This is a genomic window from Mycolicibacter sinensis (genome assembly GCF_001673565.1).
GTDB lineage: Bacteria > Actinomycetota > Actinomycetes > Mycobacteriales > Mycobacteriaceae > Mycobacterium > Mycobacterium sinense_C.
Genome location: NZ_LZMF01000123.1, coordinates 64,560 through 86,051 on the forward strand (window position 1 = coordinate 64,560; position 21,492 = coordinate 86,051).

Consider the following 21,492-nt stretch of genomic DNA (forward strand, 5'->3'; position numbering starts at 1 on the left):
TGTGGGCTGGGCCACGAAAAACGGATGCGGTTTCCCGCGCATTTGCCCGCCGGCGCGAGCGACAGCACCATCTCACGGGCCCCAACGGCATCGTCTGCCCCACCCGGTGCAGGTCAGAACGTCATCGACCGGTATGCCCGCCGGTTCGGTCCCGCCCCGCCCGCCGCTCGCCGGGTCGCGGCTTCACCAATTCGCCGAACATCGAGATTATTTCTTCTCGGTGCGAACTATCGGGCCGTTGCGGACCGGCATTTCAGCCGATCGGTGCCGGCAGCGTCCAATCCGTCGCAGGCGACCGAAACCCGCTCTCGGACAGGCGCTTTCGCCGTCCGAGCGCAAGCGCGCTCGCCGCGGCGCCACGGCCGTCCCCACAACGATAATCGCCGTATGTCGGCGCGATAACAAAAGGATTTATGTACACCAATCGCGGCACCGCGAAACCCGTTATCAGAATCGCCCAGCGATATTTGCTGTCAACAGCTCAAGGCACGGAGCTTCGCGGGTGCGCTCACGACAGTCCGGCCACATCGTCCGGAGAGTTGAGGTTGGTCAGCGAGGCCGCATCGGTCACCACGATGCGCCGGACCTCGACCAGATCGACCAGCGCCCCCACGCGCCGCTCCCCTGCGGCGACCAGCGCGTCGACGGTCTCGGCCAGCCTCGTGCGGTAGATCCCGGCCAGGTAGTGGTCGCGCCCCGCCCGCGGCAGCACGATGTCGGCCACGTCAGGGGCGTCCTGAGGCCGGGTGGAATCCGCCAACCGGTCGATCAACTCGGGCGTCAGAAACGGCATGTCGACCGCGCAGACGAAGGCGCGATCGGCGCCCGCGCGCGCCGCGGCCCGCAGGCCCAGTCCGACGGCCGGCAGCGGCCCCAGGCCGGGCACCTCGTCGCGCAGCACCTGGGCGGCAAGAACCGGTAACGCCTGGTCCTGGGCGGCCACCACGAAGACCGGATCGCAGCGCCGGGAGACCACCGATACCAGGTGCTCCACCAGGGTGCGGCCGTCGAACATCCCGGCCACGGTCAGGGTGGCCTTGTCGCGGCCCATCCGGCGCGATGCGCCGCCCGCCAGTACAACCCCGGCCAACCGGCCGGTCATGGCGTCAGGCTCGCCTTAGTCCACGGTCCAGGTGTCGCGGCCACGCAGCAGCGCCTGGAGTGCGGCGGAGTCGTGGGCGCTTGCCTGCCGCGCCTCGGCGACCTGCGCGCGAGCCAGGTCGTCGTAGGTGGGCTTGGTGACCTTGCGGAAGATGCCCATCGGGAAGTGCGACAGGTCCTGCTCGGACAGCCGCGACAGCGCGAACGCGTAGGACGAGTTGGCCAGGGTGGCGTCGTGCACGACGATCTGGTCGGCCGACACGTTGGCGGTCTTGGCGACCTCCAGCCCGTAGCCGTTCTTGATCACGCAGTACTCGCCCTCGGCGCCGAAGATGATCCGCTCGCCCTGGCGAACGTTGATGAGGCGGTTCTCCGCACCCTCCTTGCGCAACAGGTCGAAGGAGCCGTCGTTGAACACCGGGCAGTCCTGCAGGATCTCCACTAACGCCGACCCGCGGTGCTCCATCGCCCCGCGCAGCACCTCGGTGAGGCCCTTGCGGTCGGAGTCCAGGGCGCGCCCGACGAACGTCGCCTCGGCGCCGATCGCCAGCGAGACCGGGTTGAACGGGTTGTCCAACGACCCGAACGGCGTCGACTTGGTGATCTTGCCGGTTTCCGACGTCGGCGAGTACTGGCCCTTGGTCAGGCCGTAGATCCGGTTGTTGAACAACAGGATGGTGATGTTGACGTTACGGCGCAAGGTGTGGATCAGGTGGTTGCCGCCGATCGACAGCGCGTCGCCGTCACCGGTGATCAGGAACACCTTCAGGTCTTCGCGGGCGGTCGCCAACCCCGTGGCGAACGTCGGACCGCGGCCGTGGATCGAGTGCACCCCGTAGGTGTTCATGTAGTACGGGAACCGGCTCGAGCAGCCGATCCCGCTGACGAACACCACGTTCTCCCGGCGCAGCCCCAGCTCGGGCAGGAAGTTGCGCATCGAGTTGAGGATGGCGTAGTCGCCACACCCCGGGCACCAGCGCACTTCCTGGTCGGAGGTGAAGTCCTTGGACTTCTGCGGCTCGTCGGTGGTGGGCACCCCGCTGAGGGCGGTCAGCCCCAGCTCGGCGCCGATCAGGGATTCGGTCGTCGGTTCTGCGGTCATGACTTCGCTCCTGCTGTACCCGCAATGGTGACCGCCGTGGCCTTGGCCAGCGACGCCTTCTCGTTCTCCCGCGCGGCCAGCGTCCCGGCCAGCGCGTCGTCGATGATCCCCTCCACCTCGTCGGCGAGGAACGCCTTTCCGGCCACCTTGGTCACCGACTGGATGTCGACCAGGTAGCGGCCGCGCAGCAGCAGCGCCAGCTGGCCCAGGTTCATCTCCGGCAGCACCACCTTCGGGTAGCGCCGCAGCACCTCGCCCAGGTTGGCCGGCAGCGGGTTGAGGTAGCGCAGGTGCGCCTGCGCGACCTTGACGCCGCCGCGCCGGACCCGCCGGCACGCCTCGGCGATCGGGCCGTAGGAACTGCCCCAGCCCAGCAGCAGCAGCTCGGCGTCACCGGTCGGGTCGTCGACGACCAGGTCGGGGATCTTGATGCCGTCGATCTTGGCTTGACGCAACCGCACCATCAGGTCGTGGTTGGCCGGCTCGTAGGAGATCTCCCCGGAGCCGTTGGCCTTCTCCAGCCCACCGATCCGGTGCTCGAGGCCGGGAGTGCCGGGAATGGCGAACTGCCGGGCCAGGGTGTCGGGGTCACGGGCGTAGGGCTGGAAGGGTTCGCCGGCCTTGGCCAGGTTGCGCTCGATGGGCTCCATCGAGGCGACGTCGGGGATGCGCCACGGCTCGGACCCGTTGGCGATCGCCCCGTCGGACAGCAGCACCACCGGCGTGCGGTAGGCCAGCGCGATCCGGACGGCCTCGATGGCAGCGTCGAAGCAGTCCGACGGCGTGCACGGCGCCACCACCGCGACCGGCGATTCACCGTTGCGGCCGTACAACGCCTGCAGCAGGTCCGCCTGCTCGGTCTTGGTCGGCAGGCCGGTCGACGGGCCGCCGCGCTGAACATTGATCAACAGCAGCGGCAGCTCGGTCATCACGGCCAAGCCCAGCGCTTCGGCCTTGAGCGCCAAGCCCGGGCCGGAGGTGCTGGTGACGCCCAGCGCGCCACCGTAGGAGGCGCCGATCGCCGCACCGATCCCGGCGATCTCGTCCTCGGCCTGGAAGGTCAGCACGTTGAAGTTCTTGTACTTGGACAGCTCGTGCAGGATGTCCGAGGCCGGGGTGATCGGGTAGGTCCCGAGCACCACCTGGGTGTCGGCCAACTGGCCGGCGGTGATGACGCCGTAGGCCAGTGCGGTGTTGCCCGAGATCTGGCGGTACTCGCCCGCCGGCAGCTTGGCCGGTGAGATCTCGTAGGTGGTGCCGAACGCCTCGGTGGTCTCGCCGTAGTTCCAGCCCGCCTTGAGCGCCAGCACGTTGGCCTCGGCGACGTCGGGCTTCTTGGCGAACTTCTCCCGGATGAAGCGTTCGCTGCTCTCCAGCTCCCGGCCGTACATCCAGGACAGCAGGCCCAGGGCGAACATGTTCTTAGCGCGCGCGCCGTCCTTCTTGGTCGCGCCGATCACCTCGACCGCGCCCAGCGTCAGCGAGGTCATCGCGACCGGGACCACGACGTAGTCGGAGAGTTCCTCGGTGTCCAGCGGGTTGTTCTCGTAACCGATCTTGGCCAGGTTGCGCTTGGTGAACTCGTCGGAGTTGACGATCACCATCCCGCCGCGGGGCAGGTCGCCGATGTTGGCCTTCAGGGCCGCGGGGTTCATCGCCACCAGTACGTCGGGGCGGTCGCCGGCGGTGAGGATGTCGAAGTCGGCGATCTGGATCTGGAACGACGACACCCCCGGCAGGGTGCCCTGAGGTGCGCGGATCTCGGCCGGGTAGTTGGGCTGGGTGGCCAGGTCATTGCCGAACAGCGCCGCCTCGGAGGTGAAGCGATCGCCGGTGAGCTGCATACCGTCACCGGAGTCCCCGGCAAAACGGATGACGACTTTCTCGAGTTTTTGGCGCCCGGGCGCCGACCCGGCTCCGTTACCGCTCGGACCCACGGCCCCGCCTTCCATCACTGTCTCCCCGGGCCCGCACAGCGCGACTGGCGCACCCACATTTTTTTCTGTCACTGGCGGTACCGATTATTGCACCGTTCTTAGAGACGATTCGACGCCACACCGTGTCGAAACCCTACCGACTTAGCGTTAAACGCCGACGTCATGGCCGGGTTCACGGTCATCTCGGGACCGAAATGTGGTTTTGGTCACGTTTGGCGGCGGCTCAACTTTAAGAAAGTTTTGCTACCCGCGGGTAACCCTCGGCGGCGCGGGCGGCGCCGCCGGCGATCAGGCGCTCTTGTCGCGACGCTCGGAGCGCGACGCCTTGCGCGGCACGATGGTCGGCAACACGTTGTCCTGCACCGTTTCCTTGGTCACCACGACCTTGGCGACGTCATTGCGGCTGGGGATGTCATACATCACCGGCAGCAACACTTCTTCCATGATCGCCCGCAGGCCACGCGCCCCGGTGCCGCGGTGGATGGCCTGATCGGCGATCGCCTCCAGCGCGTCCTGGCTGAACTCCAGCTCCACCCCGTCCATCTCGAACAGCCGGGTGTACTGCTTCACCAGAGCGTTCTTCGGCTCCGAGAGGATCTTGACCAACGACTCCATGTCCAGGTTGGTCACCGAGGCCACCACCGGCAGCCGGCCGATGAACTCCGGAATCAATCCGAACTTGATCAGGTCTTCGGGCATCACCTCGGAGAAGTGGTCGACGGTGTCGACCTCTGCCTTGGAGCGAACCTCGGCACCAAAACCCAAGCCGCGCTTGCCAACCCGGTCGGAGACGATCTTCTCCAGGCCGGCGAATGCCCCGGCGACGATGAACAACACGTTGGTGGTGTCGATCTGGATGAACTCCTGGTGCGGGTGCTTGCGCCCACCCTGCGGCGGAACCGACGCCTGGGTGCCCTCCAGGATCTTCAGCAGCGCCTGTTGTACGCCCTCGCCGGAGACGTCGCGGGTGATCGACGGGTTCTCGCTCTTCCGGGCGATCTTGTCGACCTCGTCGATGTAGACGATCCCGGTCTCGGCGCGCTTGACGTCATAGTCGGCGGCCTGAATCAGCTTGAGCAGAATGTTCTCCACGTCCTCACCCACGTAGCCCGCTTCGGTGAGCGCGGTGGCGTCGGCGATCGCGAACGGCACGTTGAGCATCTTGGCCAGGGTCTGGGCCAGGTAGGTCTTGCCGCAGCCGGTGGGACCCAGCATCAAGATGTTGGACTTGGTCAGCTCTACCGGCTCACCCGAGCGCGAATCGCGGCTCTTCTCGCCGGCCTGAATGCGCTTGTAGTGGTTGTAGACGGCCACCGCCAGTGTGCGTTTGGCCGTGTCCTGACCGATGACGTAGCCCTCCAGGAAGTCCCGGATCTCAGCGGGCTTGGGCAGCTCGTCGAGCTTGACGTCGTCGGCGTCGGCCAGCTCCTCTTCGATGATCTCGTTGCACAGGTCGATGCATTCATCGCAGATGTAGACGCCCGGACCCGCGATGAGCTTCTTGACCTGCTTCTGACTCTTTCCGCAGAACGAACATTTCAGCAAGTCACCGCCGTCTCCGATGCGCGCCATAGTGCGTTACGACCTACTTCCTGTTCGCCGTCCGTCGTCGGGGTATCGGTGTCTGCCCCGACGCTACCCGCTCATTCCGGTGCGAGGCGACCGATAAGGCCGAATCGCGTCGTTGGTATTTCGTTTGTGGGCCTGTACGTCTGCTCCAAGAAGATATCGCCCGTACCGCGATCCCGGCGTCTGACGCGCTGGCGCGTGTCGTCGGCGTTATCCAGCCGTGAGACGGCCGGCGCCCAGGAGCCCTACAGTGGCGAACGTGGGGTTCGCCGTGCCCGACGATACCGTGCTCGTCGCCGATGGGGGGCTGGCTACCGAGCTGGAAGCCCGCGGTGCCGACCTGGCGGATCCGCTGTGGTCGGCCCGACTGCTACTCGACGGCCCCGAAGAGGTTGCGGCCGTACACGCCGCGTTTTTCGCCGCGGGCGCGCAGATCGCGACCACCGCCAGCTATCAGGCGAGCTTCGACGGTCTCGCCGCCCGCGGGGTCGACCAGCCTGACGCGGTGGCGCTGCTGCGCCGCAGTGTGGAACTCGCCCGCGCGGCCGGCGGCGGCGCGCGTGGGCGCTGGGTGGCGGCCTCGATCGGGCCGTACGGCGCCGCCCGTGCTGATGGCTCGGAATACGTTGGCCGGTATGGGCTTTCGGTTGCCGAGCTGGCGGCGTGGCACCGCCCCCGGCTGGAGGTCCTGGCCGGCGCCGGGGCTGACGTGCTCGCGCTGGAAACCGTGCCCGACATCGACGAGGCCGAGGCCCTGGTGGGCCTGGTGCGCGAAGCGCAGGTACCGGCCTGGCTCAGCTACACCATCGACGGCACGGCGACTCGTGCGGGACAGCCGCTGACCGACGCCTTCGCGGTCGCGGCCGGGGTGCCACAGATCGTCGCGGTCGGGGTGAACTGCTGTGCACCCGAGGATGTGCTGCCGGCCATCGAGATCGCCCGCCGGGTCACCGGCAAGCCGGCGATCGCCTACCCCAACAGCGGGGAACGCTGGGGCGCCGGGGGCTGGGTGGGGCCGGCGCGCTTCTCCCCCGAGTTGGTACCGCGGTGGGTGGCCGCCGGTGCCCGCATCGTCGGTGGCTGTTGCCGAGTGCGCCCGGCCGACATCGCGGCGATTACAGCCTTGTTGCGCGAGAAGACGTGAAAGCCCCCTGTAGCGGTGCTACGAGGGGGCTTTCACGTCTGCTCGCGAGAAAATGCTCAGGCGGTCTGCGCCGAGAGCTTGCGGTACTCCAGCACGGTGTCGATGATCCCGTACTCCTTGGCCTCGTCGGCGGTGAGGATCTTGTCCCGGTCGGTGTCCTTGCGGACCTGCTCGGGATCCTTGCCGGTGTGGCGGGCCAGGGTGGACTCCATCAGGGTGCGCATCCGCTCGATCTCGGCGGCCTGGATCTCCAGGTCGGAGAACTGACCCTGGATCACCCCGGACAGCGACGGCTGGTGGATGAGCACCCGGGCGTTCGGCAGCGCCATCCGCTTGCCCGGCGTGCCCGCGGCCAGCAGCACCGCGGCAGCCGAGGCGGCCTGACCCAGACACACGGTCTGGATGTCGGCCCGCACGTACTGCATGGTGTCGTAGATCGCCATCAGCGACGTGAAGGAGCCGCCCGGAGAGTTGATGTACATGGTGATGTCGCGGTCCGGGTCCAGGGACTCCAACACCAGCAGCTGGGCCATGATGTCGTTGGCGGACGCGTCGTCGACCTGCACGCCGAGGAAGATGATCCGCTCCTCGAACAGCTTGTTGTACGGGTTGGACTCCTTGACGCCCCAGCTGGAGTGCTCGACGAACGACGGCAGGATGTAGCGCGCCTGCGGCTGGATTTCAGGGTTCATGATGCGGCTCCGTTGGTGTGGGCGCGGGTGATGATGTGGTCGACGAAGCCGTATTCCAGCGCTTCCTGAGCGGTGAACCAGCGGTCGCGGTCGGAGTCGGCCTCGATGCGCTCGATCGGCTGCCCGGTGAACTCGGCGTTGAGCCGGAACATCTCCTTCTTGATGACCGCGAACTGCTCGGCCTGGATCGCGATGTCGGCGGCACTGCCGGTCACCCCGCCCAGCGGCTGGTGCATCAGGATCCGGGCGTGCGGCAGCGCGTAACGCTTGCCCTTGGTGCCCGCCGCGAGCAGGAACTCGCCCATCGAGGCGGCCATGCCCATCGCGTAGGTGGCGACGTCACACGGCGCCAGCACCATGGTGTCGTAGATCGCCATCCCGGCGCTGATCGAACCACCCGGGGAGTTGATGTACAGCGAGATGTCCTTGGTGGGGTCCTCGGCGGCCAACAGCAGGATCTGGGCGCACAGCCGGTTGGCGATGTCGTCGTCCACCTGCGACCCCAGGAAGATGATGCGTTCTCGCAGTAGGCGCTCGTATACGGAGTCGACGAGATTCAGACCGGGCTGGCTCACAGTGGGATACCTGCTTTCTCGAGATTCATATGCACCGACCCTAACGAACCGGCGGCGCTGGGGGCGGTCCGAACCGGCTTCGTTCGCTTACAGCGTCACTCGTCGGATGCCGCCTCGGCTTCGGCCACCTCGTCTGCGGCCCCGTCCGTCTCCTCAGTCCCGACCGCCACGTCGTCCCCGGCGTCGGCGTCAGGGGCCTTGCCGGTACCGAAGAACTCGGCGGTGTCGATCTCGTTGCCGTCGGTGTCGGTGACCGAGGCGGCGCGCACCGCCGCTGCCAGCGCCATGCCCCGGCGCACGTCGGCGAAGACCGCGGGCAGCTGGTTGTTCTGCTGCAGGAACTGCATCAGCTGCTGGGGGGCGATACCGTACTGACGCGCCATCAGCACCAGGTGCTGGGTCAGGTCGTTCTGGCCCACCTGGATCTCCAGCTTGTCCCCGAGCGCGTCGAGCAACAGCTGCGTCTTGACCGACTTCTCGGCCTCGGTGCGGGTCTCGGCGTCGAACTCGGCCCGCGAGGACCCCTTGTCGGCCAGCGCCTCGGCGAACTTGTTCTCGTCGTGGTCGAGACCGTGCAGGGCGTTGTGCAGTGCATTGTCGACGTGCGCCTGCACCACTGCCTCGGGCAGCGGCATCTCCACCTGCTCGACCAGCGTCTCCAGCGTCGCCTCCCGCACCTTCTCGGCCTGCTGGATGCGCTTGGTCCGGGCGACCTGCTCGCTGAGGCTCTCCCGCAGCTCGACGATGGTGTCGAATTCGCTGGCCAATTGCGCGAACTCGTCGTCGGCCTCGGGCAACTCGCGTTCCTTGACCGACTGGACCGTCACGGTCACCTCGGCGTCCTTGCCGGCCTGCGGGCCGGCGGCCAGGGTGGTGGTGAAGGCCTTGCTCTCACCGGCCGAGAGCCCCACGATGGCGTCGTCGAGTCCCTCGATGAGCTGACCCGATCCGACCTGGTGCGACAGCCCTTCGGTGCTGGCCCCCTCAACGGCTTCCCCGTCGATGGTGGCGTCCAGGTCGATCGAGACGAAGTCGCCCTCGGCGGCCGGCCGGTCGACGCCGGTCAGCGTGCCGAACCGGGCACGCAGCGACTCCAGCTCGGCGTCGACCTCGTCGTCGCCGACCTCGATCGGGTCCACGCTGATCTTGAGCTGCTCGAGGTCGGGCAGCGCGATCTCCGGGCGCACGTCGACCTCGGCGGTGAAGGTGATCTGGTCACCGTCGTCGAGCTTGGTGACCTCGATGTCGGGCTGACCGAGGGGCTTGAGGTCCGAACTGGTCACCGCCTCGCTGTAGCGACTGGGCAGCGCCTCGTTGACCACCTGCTGCAGCACCGCGGCGCGGCCGAAGCGGGCCTCGATGAGCTTGGCCGGCGCCTTGCCCGGCCGGAAGCCCGGCATCCGCACCTGCTGGGCCAGCTGCTTGTAGGTCCGGTCGAAGTCCGGCTGCAGCTCGGTGAACGGCACCTCCACGTTGATGCGAACCCGGGTAGGGGTCAGCTGCTCGACGGTGCTCTTCACGGGCGTACTCCTCGATATCGTTGACGGTCAGTCGTGCCGGTGCGGCGCGCGCTGCTGGTCGGGGTGACAGGATTTGAACCTGCGGCCTTCCGCTCCCAAAGCGGATGCGCTACCAAGCTGCGCTACACCCCGCACTGACCAGGCGATCCTACGGCCCGGCGCCCACGGCAACACAGCCGCCCGCACCGCACGGCCGCACCGGGGTGCCAATTGGATTTGGAGTCGACCACGCCGGTACAGTCTGCCCTGGATATTGCGGGCGTAGCTCAATGGTAGAGCCCTAGTCTTCCAAACTAGCTACGCGGGTTCGATTCCCGTCGCCCGCTCGATACGGGGATTTTCCCTGGCAGGAAGGCACGCCTATGGGCGGCACACGGCACGTCCAGATTCACGGGTCGTGCTCGCCGCGCTTCGAACGGGTGCGGTATGAGTTCGAGCGTAATTTCACCCTGCGCGAGGAGCTCGGGGCCGCGGTCGCGGCGTACGTGGATGGCGAGCTCGTCGTCAATCTGTGGGCCGGGTCGACCGACGTCGAGGGCTTACACCCCTGGCAAAAAGACACGCTGAGCACCGTGCTGTCGGGCACCAAGGGACTGACCAGTACCTGCGTGCACCGACTCGCCGAATCCGGCGAACTGGATCTGCGCGTTCCGGTGGCGCACTACTGGCCGGCATTCGGCCAGGCCGGTAAGCAGGACATCTCGCTGGCCATGGTGCTGGCCCATCGCTCCGGGGCGATCGGGCCGCGCGAACCGATGCACTGGCGCGACGTCACCGACTGGGACCTGGTCTGTGAACGGCTGGCCGCCGCCGAGCCGTGGTGGCGGCCGGGCACCGCCCAGGGCTACCACATGACTACCTACGGCTTCATCATCGGCGAGGTCGTCAAACGAGTGACCGGTATGACGGTGGGCCAGTATCTGCACAGTGAGGTCGCCGGTCCGCTCGGCGCCGAGGTGCACATCGGTGTGCCGGCCGACCAGCAGCCCTACCGTTGCGCCGACCCGGTGGGCAAGCCGACGATCCGGGAGATGCTGGCCTCGGCCGGTGCACCGAAACGTCCGACCTCGCTGGACCAGCATTCCAAGGCGGGGCTGGCGGTGGCGATGGGGTTCGCTCCCGACGACGAGATCGCCACCAACGACCTGACGCTGTGGCGGCAGCTGGAGTTTCCCGGCACCAACGCCCAGGTCTCGGCGCTGGGCATGGCCACGTTCTACAACGCGCTGGTGCAGGAGAAGCTGCTCAGCCGTCCCGCCATGGACCGGCTTCGGGTGTTGCAGGGCGGCACCGAAACCGACCTGGTGCTCGGGCCGCGGGTCGCCGAGCACGGCTGGGGCCTGGGCTACATGCTCAACGCCCAGGGGGTCAACGGACCCAACCGCCGGATCTTCGGTCACGGCGGCCTGGGCGGCTCGTTCGCATTCGTCGATCTGGAGCACCGGATCGGCTACGGCTACGTGATGAACCGGTTCGACCACACCCAGGCCAACGCCGACCCACGCAGCGTGGTGCTGTCCAACGAGATCTACCGGGCGCTCGGCGTGCCGATCCGGCCCCGGCGCGAAAACGTCTACGACGACTGACGGTTTGGCGCCGGCCCGCTAGCCCGCCTGGCAGGACGGGCACCAGAACACGTTGCGGCCCTCCAGTTCCGCGGTGCGCACCGTAGTCGCGCACAGCCGGCACGGATCGCCGGCGCGGCGGTAGACGTAGGTGCGCGGCTTGCCGGTGGCATAGGCCGGTGCGCCATGATCGTGTTCCGGCCGGACCACGACGATGTTGCCGCGGCGCAGCCCGACCTTCATCAACGCCACCAGATCCGCCCAGATCGCGGCGAATTCCGCTTCGCCGATCTCGGTGCCGGGCCGGTACGGGTCGATCTGATGCCGGAACAGCACTTCGCTGCGGTAGACGTTGCCGACGCCGGCCAACACCGATTGATCCATCAGAAGCGCAGCTACCGCCTTGCGGGACTTGGTAATTCGCTTGAAGGCCAGCGCCGGGTCGGCGTCGCTGCGCAGCGGGTCGGGCCCGAGTCGCGCGATCACGTCGGCGACCTGCGCCTCGTCGATCACCTCACAGGCGGCCGGGCCGCGCAGGTCGGTGCCGTACTCGGCACCGATCATGCGCATCCGGACCTGGCCGACCGGTGCCGGCACGCCGTCGGCGAGGTGGAATTCGGTGAAGTGGCCGTAGATGCCCAAGTGGACGCGCACGATCGGGCCGCCGGCGTAATGGTGAAACAGGTGCTTGCCCCACGCCTCGGCGCGGGTCAGCCGCCGGCCGCTGACGGCTGCGGCGCCGGATTCGAACCGGCCCTGCGGACTCGACACCGCGACCGGGGCGCCGGCAAAGCGGCGCTGATGCAACCGGGCCAGCCGGTGCAGGATGTGCCCCTCGGGCATGCCGGACGGTCGCTTGGGTCAGACCGGGGCGCCGGGAACCGGCGGCGCCTCGTGCGTGCGCTCGTAGGCCGCCAGGATGTCGATGCGGCGCTGGTGGCGTTCGGCTTGCGACCACGGCGTGCTCAGGAACGCGTCGACGATCGCGAGCGCTTCAGCGGTGGAGTGCATCCGGCCGCCGATGCCGATCAGCTGGGCGTTGTTGTGCTCCCGCGCCAACTGCGCGGTTTCGGTGCTCCACGCCAGCGCACACCGCGCCCCGGGCACCTTGTTGGCGGCGATCTGTTCCCCGTTGCCGGATCCGCCGATCACGATGCCCAGGCTGTCCGGGTCCGCCACCGTGCGCGACGCCGCGGCGATGCAGAACGCCGGGTAGTCGTCCTCGGCGTCGTAGCTGTAGGCCCCGCAGTCGACCGGTTCGTGCCCGGCCTGCTTCAGGTGCTCGAGGATCTGCTCTTTGAGTTCGTAACCGGCGTGGTCGCAGCCGAGGTAGACGCGCATGGCGGCCATTGTCTCAGACCCGGTCGACTCCCAGCTCACGCCGGTATCAGTCGAATTCGGGCCCCTCAGCGCGGGAGCGCTTGAGCTCCCAGAAATGCGGGTAGGACGCGAACGTCACCGACGCGTCCCACAGCTCACCGGCCTGCTCGCCACGCGGGATGCGGGAGAGCACCGGCCCGAAGAACGCCACCCCGTTGACGTGGATGGTCGGGGTCCCGACGTCCTTGCCGACGGCGTCCATCCCGGCGTGGTGGCTCTTGCGTAGCGCCTCGTCGTAGCTGTCGGTGGTGGCGGCATCGGCCAGTTCGGCCGGCAGGCCCACCTCAGCCAGCGCACCGGTGATGACGTCGGGGAAGTCCTTGTTGTTCTGGTTGTGGATTCGGGTTCCCATCGCGGTGTACAGCGGGCGCAGGACCTCGTTGCCACGCTGCTGCTCGGCGGCGATCGCGACCCGCACCGGGCCCATCGCCTTCGTCAAGCCCTCGCGGTACTCCTCGGAGAGGTCGTCGCGGCCCTCGTTGAGGACGGCCAGACTCATCACGTGGAAGGTCACATCGATATCGCGAACCTTCTCGACCTCCAGGATCCACCGCGAGGTGATCCAGGCCCACGGGCACAGCGGGTCGAACCAGAACTCGGCTTGAGACCGTTCAGACATCGACCTTCCTCTCGAGCCGGTGCTCGTCGTCGGACACCACCATGGCCACCGTGTTCGGCGTTCTACTCTCCGCTGCCGGAGTTCTCAGCCGAGCGGTCATCGTATTTGGGGTTGCCTTCGTCATCGAGCCAATCGCTGACCGCGGTTCCGCTGACCGTCCCGCCGGTTCCCGGCATGACGACGGTCGGCCGATCATCATCCTGGGCGTCCAGCTGCTTAGTGGCTTCCTCGATTTGCTCCTGGGTGGGCTCGGGCTTTTCGGTTCTGGCGGCCTTCCCCTCGCCTGATTCCTGGCGCGGCTCTTCATCCTGTGCGCTCACCGCAGACCGTCCTTCGCCGAGATTCCCCTACGTTCGGAACTCTACCGCGAACGGCAGCTATGGGGCGTCGAGTGGCGCCCAGCGGCTACTGTTGGCGGGCGTGGCACTTCCCAACCTCACCCGCGACCAGGCCGCCGAACGCGCCGCCGCGGTCACTGTCGGCAACTACCGGATCACGCTCGATTTGACCGACGGCAACGGCCGGCCGGGCGAGCGCACCTTCCGCTCCACCACCACCGTCGCCTTCGACGCCCTGCCCGGCGCCGAGACGGTCATCGACCTCGCCGCCGCGACCGTCCGCAGCGCCACCCTCAATGGCCGCGCGCTCGACGTCTCGGCCTACGACGAGTCGACCGGCATCACCCTGCCCGGCCTGGACACCCACAACGTCGTCGAGATCGACGCCGACTGCTACTACTCGAACACCGGCGAGGGTCTGCACCGCTTCGTCGACCCGGTCGACGACGAGGTGTACCTGTACTCCCAATTCGAGACCGCCGACGCCAAGCGGATGTTCGCCTGTTTCGATCAGCCGGACCTCAAGGCCACCTTCGACATCACCGTCACCGCACCGGAGCACTGGCAGGTGGTCTCCAACGGCGCCACGGCCGCAATCGAGGCGGGTGTGCACACGTTCGCGACCACCCCGAAGATGAGCACCTACCTGGTGGCGCTGATCGCCGGACCGTACGCCAAATGGGACGACGTCTACCGCGACGAGCACGGCGAGATCCCGCTGGGCCTGTTCTGCCGGGCCTCGCTGGCACCGCACATGGACGCCGAGCGCCTGTTCACCGAGACCAAGCAGGGATTCGGCTTCTACCACCGCAACTTCGGCACGCCGTATGCGTTCGGCAAGTACGACCAGTTGTTCGTCCCGGAGTTCAACGCCGGGGCGATGGAGAACGCCGGGGCCGTAACCTTCCTGGAGGACTACGTCTTTCGCAGCAAGGTGACCCGGGCGTCCTACGAGCGACGCGCCGAGACCGTCCTGCACGAGATGGCGCACATGTGGTTCGGCGACCTGGTCACCATGCGCTGGTGGGATGACCTGTGGCTCAACGAGTCCTTCGCGACCTTCGCCTCCGTGCTATGTCAGAGCGAGGCGACCGAATACACCAGCGCCTGGACCACATTCGCCAACGCGGAGAAGTCGTGGGCCTACCGCCAGGACCAGCTGCCGTCGACGCATCCGATCGCCGCCGACATCCCCGATCTGGCCGCCGTCGAAGTCAATTTCGACGGGATCACCTACGCCAAGGGCGCATCCGTGCTCAAGCAACTGGTGGCCTACGTCGGGCTGGAACACTTCCTGGCCGGATTGCGCGACTACTTCGCCGCACACGCCTTCGGCAACGCGACCTTCGACGACCTGTTGGCCGCACTGGAGAAGGCATCCGGGCGCGACCTGTCCGACTGGGGCCGGCAGTGGCTCAAGACCACCGGCCTGAACACCCTGCGCGCCAACTTCGATCTCGACGACGCCGGGAAGTTCAGCCGGTTCGCCGTCACCCAGGACGGCGCCGCCCCGGGCGAAGGCGAGACCCGGGTGCACCGGCTGGCCATCGGTATCTACGACGACGACGGCACCGGACGCCTGGTGCGCACCCACCGCGAAGAACTCGACATCGAGGGTCCGGCGACGGCCGTGCCTGGGCTGGAAGGGGTTTCGCGCGGCAAGCTGATCCTGGTCAACGACGACGACCTGACCTACTGCGCGCTGCGGCTGGATGAGGAGTCGCTGGCGACCGCCCTGGAACGCATCGCCGATATCGCCGAGCCGTTGCCGCGCACGCTGGTGTGGTCGGCGGCCTGGGAGATGACCCGCGAGGCCGAGCTGCGCGCCCGGGATTTCCTGGCACTGGTGCAAGGCGGTATTCACGCCGAAACCGAGGTCGGGGTCGCTTCGCGGCTGCTGCTGCAGGCGCAGACCGCGCTGGGGTTCTACGCCGACCCCGGCTGGGCCGCGCAGCACGGTTGGCCGGCGTTCGCCGACCGGCTGCTGGAATTGGCCCGCGCGGCCGACGGCGGCTCCGATCACCAGCTGGCCTACGTCAACGCGCTGTGCACGTCGGTGCTGTCCGAGCGGCACACCGCGGTACTGGCCGCGCTGCTCGACGCCGACCCGGCAGATCAGGGGTTGGCCGGCCTGGCGGTCGACACCGATCTGCGCTGGCGGATCATGGTGGCCCTGGCCCGCAGCGGCGTGCTCGACGCCGAGGCGATCGACGCCGAGATTCGACGCGACCCCACCGCGGCCGGCCAGCGCCAGGGCGCCCAGGCCGCGGCGGCGCGACCGCAAGCAGCAGTCAAACAGGCGGCGTGGCAGCAGGTGATCGAGGACGACACGCTGGCCAATATCACCGGCCGGGCAATCATCGCCGGGATTGTCCAGCCTGGGCAGGGCGAACTGTTGGCGCCGTTCACCGAGAAGTACTTCGCCGCGATCTCCGGTGTCTGGGAACGGCGCTCCAGCGAGGTGGCGCAGACGGTGGTGATCGGCCTGTACCCGGGATGGGACGTCAGCCAGGCCGGGTTGGACGCCGCCGACACGTTCCTGGCCGATCCCACGGTGCCCTCGGCGCTGCGGCGATTGGTCCTGGAGGGCCGGGCCGGGGTGGAGCGGTCGCTGCGGGCACGCACGTTTGATCGCGCCTGAACAGAAGCCCTTGAACGACGGGCTTACCGGTATCCTCCGTCGGACAATCCGGCCTCCCGCTCAAAACTGTTGGTGCCGCGCAGGATCAGCGCCTTCGCCTCCTCGGCCAGATAGCGCGCGGGCATCTGTATCGGCCCCAGGGCGGCCCACTGCTGCGCGTGGATCTCCTCGTGATGCAGCACCCTGTCCAGATCGGGCCCACCGCTCGAGATCAGTCCGGATTCGACGATGTCACGCAACTGGTGAGCCGGGGCGGAGATCCGAGTGACGTTGACCATGAACAGGTCACCCCACATGGTGCCGGCGCGCCGGCTGAGCTGGGCGTGAAACCGGTTGCCTCCCAAGCCCATCAGTACGCCATTGGGAGTGGTGACCAAGCAACCGCCGGTGTTGCCGATACCCCGGACAGCCTCGTAGCTCCAGCGATTCGCGTGCTGGCGCGCGACGATCCGCCCCGCCTCGACGGCGCCGTACGGTGTCTCGGGAAAGTCGTTGCCGCTGCCGGCCCGGCCGTAGCCGGTGCCGGCGTTGAGGATGTAGGTCAGCAGTGTCGCGTGGCGGGCTTGCTTGGCGCCGGCACCCCGGGGAATCACGAAGAAGCTCTTACCGTCCGGGTCGGTGATGTGCTCCATCGCGTCGAGAGCCCGAAAGCTATCGCGGGTGATCCGCCGCTGACGGACGATGTCGGCCACGTCCTGCGGGGCGACGCCGCGCCGGTCGAGGTTGGCCAGCCAGCTGCGATGGGCCGGGGACGCGGTGATCGCGACAGCGCGACCTGAGCCGGGCACGCTTGCGACCGATGCGACGGCGACTAGGCCGGGGGGATGCCGGCGCTGAGCACCTGCACCGCGCTGACCAGGCCGCCGATCAGGTCGCCGTCGGTGAACGCCGCAGCGGCGGCGGCCACACCCTGGGGAGCCGCTGCCGGGGCGATGCGCGCACCCACGCCGGCGCCGTAGACCACCTCGATGGCCCGCTGGTCCGGCGATACCGCGACCAGCACCGCGTCATTAGGGGTGGGCACCTTTGCCAGGATCTCGCCGGCCCGCGCGGCGGAGTCTGAGCCCAGGTCGCCGATGTAGACGGCGAACCGGGCGCGCGACGCCCGGGACGCGTACGTCAAAGCGTCATCGAGGGCCACCAGCCCCTTGACCGGGAACGGATAGTGCAGCGACGCCTCGCCGGGCTCGGTGACCCCGGAGATCCGACCGCTGTAGGTGATCGCCGATCCGTACGGCAGGTCCGCCGGATCGATCGTCGCGACCTCACCAGTTGCCACTGGCTCCACCCCCCACGCTGAACTCGGACTTGCCGTGACCGTGCCCGCCACCGACGACCTCATCGGTCGCCGCCCACAGGATCGGTGGATGCGTCCAACGGTCGGACATCTTGTAGACGGCCGCACGCGGCCCCTTTTGCATCCAGATCCGCGATGACAGCACCAAGACCAGCACTACCGGAATGCCGACGAAGTAGCCGAGGAATGACAACACGCTCACGCCGTAGACCGTATCCCACCGCGGATTGATCGGTGCGGGAACCCGGGCCGACGCGACTACGCCGGCGATCCCGGCCGACTATGTTCGGCGGCATGGTTTTGGCAGCGGCAGTCCAGTTGGACGCGGTTCTCGGCGATGTTCCCACCAACCTCGCGGCCTGTGAACGGCTGGCCGACGAGGCGGGGCGAGCCGGCGCAGCGATCATCGCGCTTCCGGAGTTCTTCAGCACCGGGATCGGTTTCGAGCCCTCCCTGGCTACCGCTGCACTGCCCCCCGATGGTGCGGCCACCGAGTTGCTCACCGCCCTGGCCCACCGGCACCGAGCGCTGGTCGGCGGATCCTTCCTGTGCCGCGACGCCGACGGCCACGTCCGTAACGCCTACCTACTCGCCGATCCCGACGGCGTGGTGGGCCGCCACGACAAGGACCTGCCGACGATGTGGGAGAACTCCTTCTATACCGGCGGCGACGACGACGGCGTGCTCGACGCGGCCGATCACCCGGTGGGGGCGGCGGTGTGCTGGGAGCTGATGCGCACCCAGACCGTGCGCCGGCTGCGGGGCCGGGTGGACCTGGTGATGACGGGCTCGGGTTGGTGGTCGATTCCGCGGTGGCGCCCGCACGCACTGTTCGACCGCCTGGAACGCAATAACGCCGGCACCGCCCGGCACGCGGCGGCCTCGTTCGCCGGGTACGTCGGTGCGCCGGTGGTGCACGCCGCCCATGCCGGTGCGCTGTCCTGCGCAATGCCCTGGGTGCCGATGACCTATCGCGGCCACTTCGAAGGTGCGACGCTGATCGCCGCCGCGGACGGCACCGTCGTCGCCGAACGGCGCGCCGAGGAAGGCGAAGGGGTGGTACTCGGCGACATCACGCTGCAGCGCCAACCGCCCCGGCTCGAACCGCCGGCCGGCTTCTGGCTGCATGCCCGCGGGATGCTGCCCAGCGCGGTGTGGCACTACCAACGCTGGCACGGACGGCGCTGGTATGAGCACCACGTAGTGCAAGCCACCTAGCTCAGGCGGCGCCTTCACCGAGGTAGCGCATCCACACCGGATCGAGGTCGTTGATCACCGCCAGCAGCCGCCAATGCTGACCCTTCGGCGACGTCGGCACCAGCCGCAGCGTCCACCCGAGCTCGGTGAGCAACCGGTCCGCCTTGCGATGATTGCAGGCCGAACAGGCGGCCACACAGTTCTCCCAGGAGTGGTCGCCGCCGCGACTGCGCGGCACCACGTGATCGACGGTGTCGGCCTTGCCGCCGCAGTAGGCGCAGCTGTGCCGGTCACGGTGCATCAGCGCGGCGCGGGTCAACGGGATGCGGGCGCGGTAGGGCACCCGGACATACGACCGCAGCCGGATCACCGACGGCACCGTCACCGAGCGGGTCGCCGAATGGATGACCGGGCCGGTCGGGTCGTCGTGCACCACGTCGGCCTTCCCGCAGATCAGCATGACGATGGCGCGCCGCAGTGGAAGCGCCGTCAACGGCTCGAAGGTGGAGTTCAGCAGCAACACCCGCCGGCGGGTCCAGATCGACGCGGCATCAGTCGCGGGCACCGGGCCGGTAGTGGCGACCGAGTGCAGGCAGGGGGCAGCGGCAAGCCCGGACAGGCTCGCCGTGGGGGCACCGGGTCGGCGGTGGCCCCGGCGTTTCATATCCGGCTTCGGGGACGGTTTTTGTGCTGCACCATAAATCCTCCGCCGAACAGTTCACCATGATTCGGCGCTGGTCGCACGCCGATTTGCTGTGTGTTCATTGGCAGGAACGCCCGATGCCCCACAATGGTGGGCGATGCAGCCGATCCAAGAGCCCTCGTTTTATGACGCCGTCGGCGGTGCGGAAACCTTCCACGCCATCGTCGCGCGGTTTTATCAACTGGTCGCCCAGGACGCGATCCTGCGCCCGATGTACCCGGCCGACGACATGGACGGCGCCGAGGAACGCCTCCGGATGTTCCTCGAGCAGTACTGGGGCGGGCCTCGCACCTACACCGACCGTCGCGGCCACCCGCGGCTGCGGATGCGGCACATCCCCTACCGCATCGGCCCGCTGCAGCGCGACGCCTGGCTGCGCTGCATGGTCACCGCGGTCGACGAGATCGACTCCGAGACCCTCGGAGACGAACATCGCGCCGAACTGTTGCACTACCTGCACTCAGTGGCCGACTTCCTGGTCAACGCACCGATCTGATGGGCGCCGAGAACCCGTGGTGGGCCAGCAGTGTGTTCTACCAGGCCTACCCGCGCTCCTTCGCCGACAGCAACGGTGACGGGGTCGGCGACCTGGACGGGGTGATCGCCCACCTGGACTACCTGCAGGGTCTGGGGATCGACGCGATCTGGCTGAACCCGGTGACGGTGTCGCCGATGGCCGATCACGGCTACGACGTAGCCGATCCGCGCGACATCGATCCGCTCTTCGGCGACCTGGCGGCGCTGGACCGGCTGGTGACCGCCGCCCACGAACGTGGCATCAAGCTGACCATGGACCTGGTGCCCAACCACACCAGTTCGGCGCACCCGTGGTTCGTCGAGGCCCTGGCGTCCGCGCCCGGCGGTTCAGCGAGCCTCGACGAAGGAGAGGCGAAGCTGGGACCGGCGCATAAGCCGGGCAGTCGCGCACGGGCGCGCTACTTCTTCCGGGACGGCCGGGGGCCGAACGGGGAGCTGGCGCCCAACAACTGGCTGTCGGTGTTCGGCGGGCCGGCGTGGACCCGGGTCACCGGCCCCGATGGCCCGGGCCAGTGGTACCTGCACCTGTTCGACACCACCCAACCGGATCTGAACTGGGACAACCCAGAGGTGATGGGCGATTTCGAGCAGACCCTGCGGTTCTGGCTGGACCGCGGCGTGGACGGCTTCCGGATCGACGTCTCCCACGGCATGGCCAAGCCGCCCGGACTGCCCGACATGCCCGTCACCGACGTGGAACTGCTGGCGCATCAAGACGACGACCCACGGTTCAACCAGCCCGGGGTCCATCCGATCCACCGTGCGATTCGCGCCGTCTTCGACGACTACCCGGGCGCGGTGTCCGTCGGCGAGGTCTGGGTGCACGACAACGACCTGTTCGCCGAATACCTGCGTCCGGACGAACTGCACCTGGCCTTCAACTTCCGGCTGCTCCAAGCCGACTTCGATGCGGCCGAGATCCGCGACGCGATCGAGAACTCCCTGGCCGCGGTCGCATCGGTGGACGGCACCGCTACCTGGGCGCTGGAGAACCATGACGTGCAGCGGTCGGTCACCCGCTACGGCGGCGGGGCGGCCGGGCTGGCGCGGGCCCGGGCGATGGCCTTGGTGCTGCTCGCGCTGCCCGGGGCGGTGTTCGTCTACAACGGCCAGGAGCTGGGACTGCCGGAAGTCGAGTTGCCCGATGCGGCGCTGCAGGACCCGGTGTGGGAGCGCTCCGGGCACACCAAACGCGGCCGGGACGGCTGCCGGGTGCCGATGCCGTGGTCGGGCGACGCGCCGGCGTTCGGGTTCTCCGAGCGGACCGACACCTGGTTGCCGATGCCGGCGCAGTGGGCGCCGCTGACCGTCGAACGTCAAGCCGGTGACGCCGGCTCAACCCTGGCGCTCTACCGGCGAGCGATCGAATTGCGCAGCGCGCATGTCGGTTTCGATGCCCGCGTCGAATGGCTGCCCGCGCCGGACGGGGTGGTGATGTTCCGGTGCGGCGGGCTGGTGTGCGCGCTCAACGCCGGCGACGAACCAGTGGCACGGCCGGAGGGTCAGCTGATCTTGGCCAGCGCACCGGCGGCCGACGGTGTACTGCCGCCCGACACCGCGGCGTGGCTGGTCTGA

At 68.2% G+C, this 21,492-nt stretch carries 21 protein-coding genes and 2 tRNA genes; 7 read left to right on the forward strand and 16 right to left on the reverse strand.

What is annotated here, in order from left to right; translation table 11 throughout:
- Positions 1-508: 508 nt before the first annotated feature.
- The 4 genes from mobA to clpX all read right to left on the reverse strand — a co-directional run bounded on the left by mobA (position 509) and on the right by clpX (position 5,712).
- The gene (gene mobA / locus A5648_RS17110; protein WP_065025690.1) at positions 509-1,102 is read right to left on the reverse strand and encodes a molybdenum cofactor guanylyltransferase; all 594 of its coding nucleotides are present in this window, start codon (positions 1,100-1,102) and stop codon (positions 509-511) included.
- 15 nt (positions 1,103-1,117) lie between these two features.
- Entirely contained in the window at positions 1,118-2,203 is a 1,086-nt protein-coding gene (locus tag A5648_RS17115; protein ID WP_065025691.1) for a 2-oxoacid:ferredoxin oxidoreductase subunit beta, read from the reverse strand.
- On the reverse strand, positions 2,200-4,140 hold the full coding sequence (locus A5648_RS17120; RefSeq protein ID WP_065025719.1) for a 2-oxoacid:acceptor oxidoreductase subunit alpha: 1,941 nt from the start codon (positions 4,138-4,140) through the stop codon (positions 2,200-2,202). Before A5648_RS17120 ends, A5648_RS17115 begins: the two co-directional genes overlap by 4 nt.
- 288 nt (positions 4,141-4,428) lie before the next feature.
- Positions 4,429-5,712: an ATP-dependent Clp protease ATP-binding subunit ClpX gene (clpX, locus tag A5648_RS17125; RefSeq protein WP_065025692.1), complete on the reverse strand. Its 1,284-nt coding sequence runs from the start codon at positions 5,710-5,712 to the stop codon at positions 4,429-4,431.
- 256 nt (positions 5,713-5,968) lie between these two features.
- Between clpX and mmuM the strand changes: the two genes are divergently transcribed.
- Positions 5,969-6,853: a homocysteine S-methyltransferase gene (gene mmuM, locus A5648_RS17130; protein WP_065025720.1), complete on the forward strand. Its 885-nt coding sequence runs from the start codon at positions 5,969-5,971 to the stop codon at positions 6,851-6,853.
- A gap of 56 nt (positions 6,854-6,909) precedes the next feature.
- On the opposite strand, the gene clpP2 is transcribed toward mmuM, so the two are convergent.
- From clpP2 to A5648_RS17150, 4 genes are all read right to left on the reverse strand, one after another.
- Positions 6,910-7,545 carry an ATP-dependent CLP protease proteolytic subunit ClpP2 gene (clpP2, locus tag A5648_RS17135; protein ID WP_064854936.1) on the reverse strand — a complete coding sequence of 212 codons (636 nt, stop codon included), beginning with the start codon at positions 7,543-7,545 and terminating at the stop codon, positions 6,910-6,912.
- Positions 7,542-8,120, reverse strand: a complete 579-nt coding sequence (locus A5648_RS17140) for an ATP-dependent Clp protease proteolytic subunit (protein WP_046315102.1) — start codon at positions 8,118-8,120, stop codon at positions 7,542-7,544. Before A5648_RS17140 ends, clpP2 begins: the two co-directional genes overlap by 4 nt.
- Before the next feature lie 95 nt (positions 8,121-8,215).
- Positions 8,216-9,640, reverse strand: a complete 1,425-nt coding sequence (tig, locus tag A5648_RS17145) for a trigger factor (protein WP_065025693.1) — start codon at positions 9,638-9,640, stop codon at positions 8,216-8,218.
- A gap of 55 nt (positions 9,641-9,695) precedes the next feature.
- Positions 9,696-9,772, reverse strand: a tRNA-Pro gene (locus A5648_RS17150).
- A 123-nt stretch (positions 9,773-9,895) separates the two neighbouring features.
- Here A5648_RS17150 and A5648_RS17155 point away from each other — a divergent pair.
- Positions 9,896-9,966, forward strand: a tRNA-Gly gene (locus tag A5648_RS17155).
- A 36-nt stretch (positions 9,967-10,002) separates the two neighbouring features.
- Positions 10,003-11,226: a serine hydrolase domain-containing protein gene (locus A5648_RS17160; protein WP_065025694.1), complete on the forward strand. Its 1,224-nt coding sequence runs from the start codon at positions 10,003-10,005 to the stop codon at positions 11,224-11,226.
- An 18-nt stretch (positions 11,227-11,244) separates the two neighbouring features.
- Here the strand turns inward: A5648_RS17160 and A5648_RS17165 are convergent, their stop codons facing one another.
- From A5648_RS17165 to A5648_RS17180, 4 genes are all read right to left on the reverse strand, one after another.
- Positions 11,245-12,048 carry an Fpg/Nei family DNA glycosylase gene (locus A5648_RS17165; protein WP_065025695.1) on the reverse strand — a complete coding sequence of 268 codons (804 nt, stop codon included), beginning with the start codon at positions 12,046-12,048 and terminating at the stop codon, positions 11,245-11,247.
- Between the two features lie 18 nt (positions 12,049-12,066).
- The gene (locus tag A5648_RS17170; protein ID WP_065025721.1) at positions 12,067-12,546 is read right to left on the reverse strand and encodes a ribose-5-phosphate isomerase; all 480 of its coding nucleotides are present in this window, start codon (positions 12,544-12,546) and stop codon (positions 12,067-12,069) included.
- Between the two features lie 46 nt (positions 12,547-12,592).
- On the reverse strand, positions 12,593-13,204 hold the full coding sequence (locus tag A5648_RS17175; protein ID WP_065025696.1) for a DsbA family protein: 612 nt from the start codon (positions 13,202-13,204) through the stop codon (positions 12,593-12,595).
- Between the two features lie 62 nt (positions 13,205-13,266).
- A complete protein-coding gene (locus A5648_RS17180) occupies positions 13,267-13,524 on the reverse strand; it encodes a hypothetical protein (protein ID WP_065025697.1) in 258 nt (85 codons plus the stop codon).
- Positions 13,525-13,624: 100 nt separating this feature from the next.
- On the opposite strand from A5648_RS17180, the gene pepN reads away from it, so the two are divergent.
- The gene (pepN, locus tag A5648_RS17185) at positions 13,625-16,183 is read left to right on the forward strand and encodes an aminopeptidase N (RefSeq protein ID WP_065025698.1); all 2,559 of its coding nucleotides are present in this window, start codon (positions 13,625-13,627) and stop codon (positions 16,181-16,183) included.
- A gap of 23 nt (positions 16,184-16,206) precedes the next feature.
- Here the strand turns inward: pepN and A5648_RS17190 are convergent, their stop codons facing one another.
- The 3 genes from A5648_RS17190 to ctaJ are packed head-to-tail and all read right to left on the reverse strand — an operon-like array spanning position 16,207 to position 17,682.
- Positions 16,207-16,971: a hypothetical protein gene (locus A5648_RS17190; protein WP_234787457.1), complete on the reverse strand. Its 765-nt coding sequence runs from the start codon at positions 16,969-16,971 to the stop codon at positions 16,207-16,209.
- 23 nt (positions 16,972-16,994) lie between these two features.
- Complete coding sequence (locus A5648_RS17195) at positions 16,995-17,462, reverse strand: DUF5130 family protein (RefSeq protein ID WP_065025699.1); 468 nt, start codon at positions 17,460-17,462, stop codon at positions 16,995-16,997.
- On the reverse strand, positions 17,449-17,682 hold the full coding sequence (gene ctaJ / locus A5648_RS17200) for an aa3-type cytochrome oxidase subunit CtaJ (RefSeq protein ID WP_065025700.1): 234 nt from the start codon (positions 17,680-17,682) through the stop codon (positions 17,449-17,451). The genes A5648_RS17195 and ctaJ overlap by 14 nt, the downstream gene beginning before the upstream one ends.
- Before the next feature lie 92 nt (positions 17,683-17,774).
- Between ctaJ and A5648_RS17205 the strand changes: the two genes are divergently transcribed.
- Positions 17,775-18,698 (forward strand): carbon-nitrogen hydrolase family protein, encoded by a 924-nt coding sequence (locus tag A5648_RS17205; protein WP_065025723.1) that lies wholly within the window; start codon positions 17,775-17,777, stop codon positions 18,696-18,698.
- 1 nt (position 18,699) lies between these two features.
- Here A5648_RS17205 and A5648_RS17210 read toward each other — a convergent pair whose 3' ends face one another.
- The gene (locus A5648_RS17210) at positions 18,700-19,341 is read right to left on the reverse strand and encodes an HNH endonuclease (protein WP_065025701.1); all 642 of its coding nucleotides are present in this window, start codon (positions 19,339-19,341) and stop codon (positions 18,700-18,702) included.
- A gap of 136 nt (positions 19,342-19,477) precedes the next feature.
- On the opposite strand from A5648_RS17210, the gene A5648_RS17215 reads away from it, so the two are divergent.
- Both A5648_RS17215 and A5648_RS17220 read left to right on the forward strand, forming a co-directional pair.
- The gene (locus A5648_RS17215; RefSeq protein ID WP_065025702.1) at positions 19,478-19,876 is read left to right on the forward strand and encodes a globin; all 399 of its coding nucleotides are present in this window, start codon (positions 19,478-19,480) and stop codon (positions 19,874-19,876) included.
- On the forward strand, positions 19,876-21,492 hold the full coding sequence (locus A5648_RS17220; protein WP_065025703.1) for a glycoside hydrolase family 13 protein: 1,617 nt from the start codon (positions 19,876-19,878) through the stop codon (positions 21,490-21,492). The genes A5648_RS17215 and A5648_RS17220 overlap by 1 nt, the downstream gene beginning before the upstream one ends.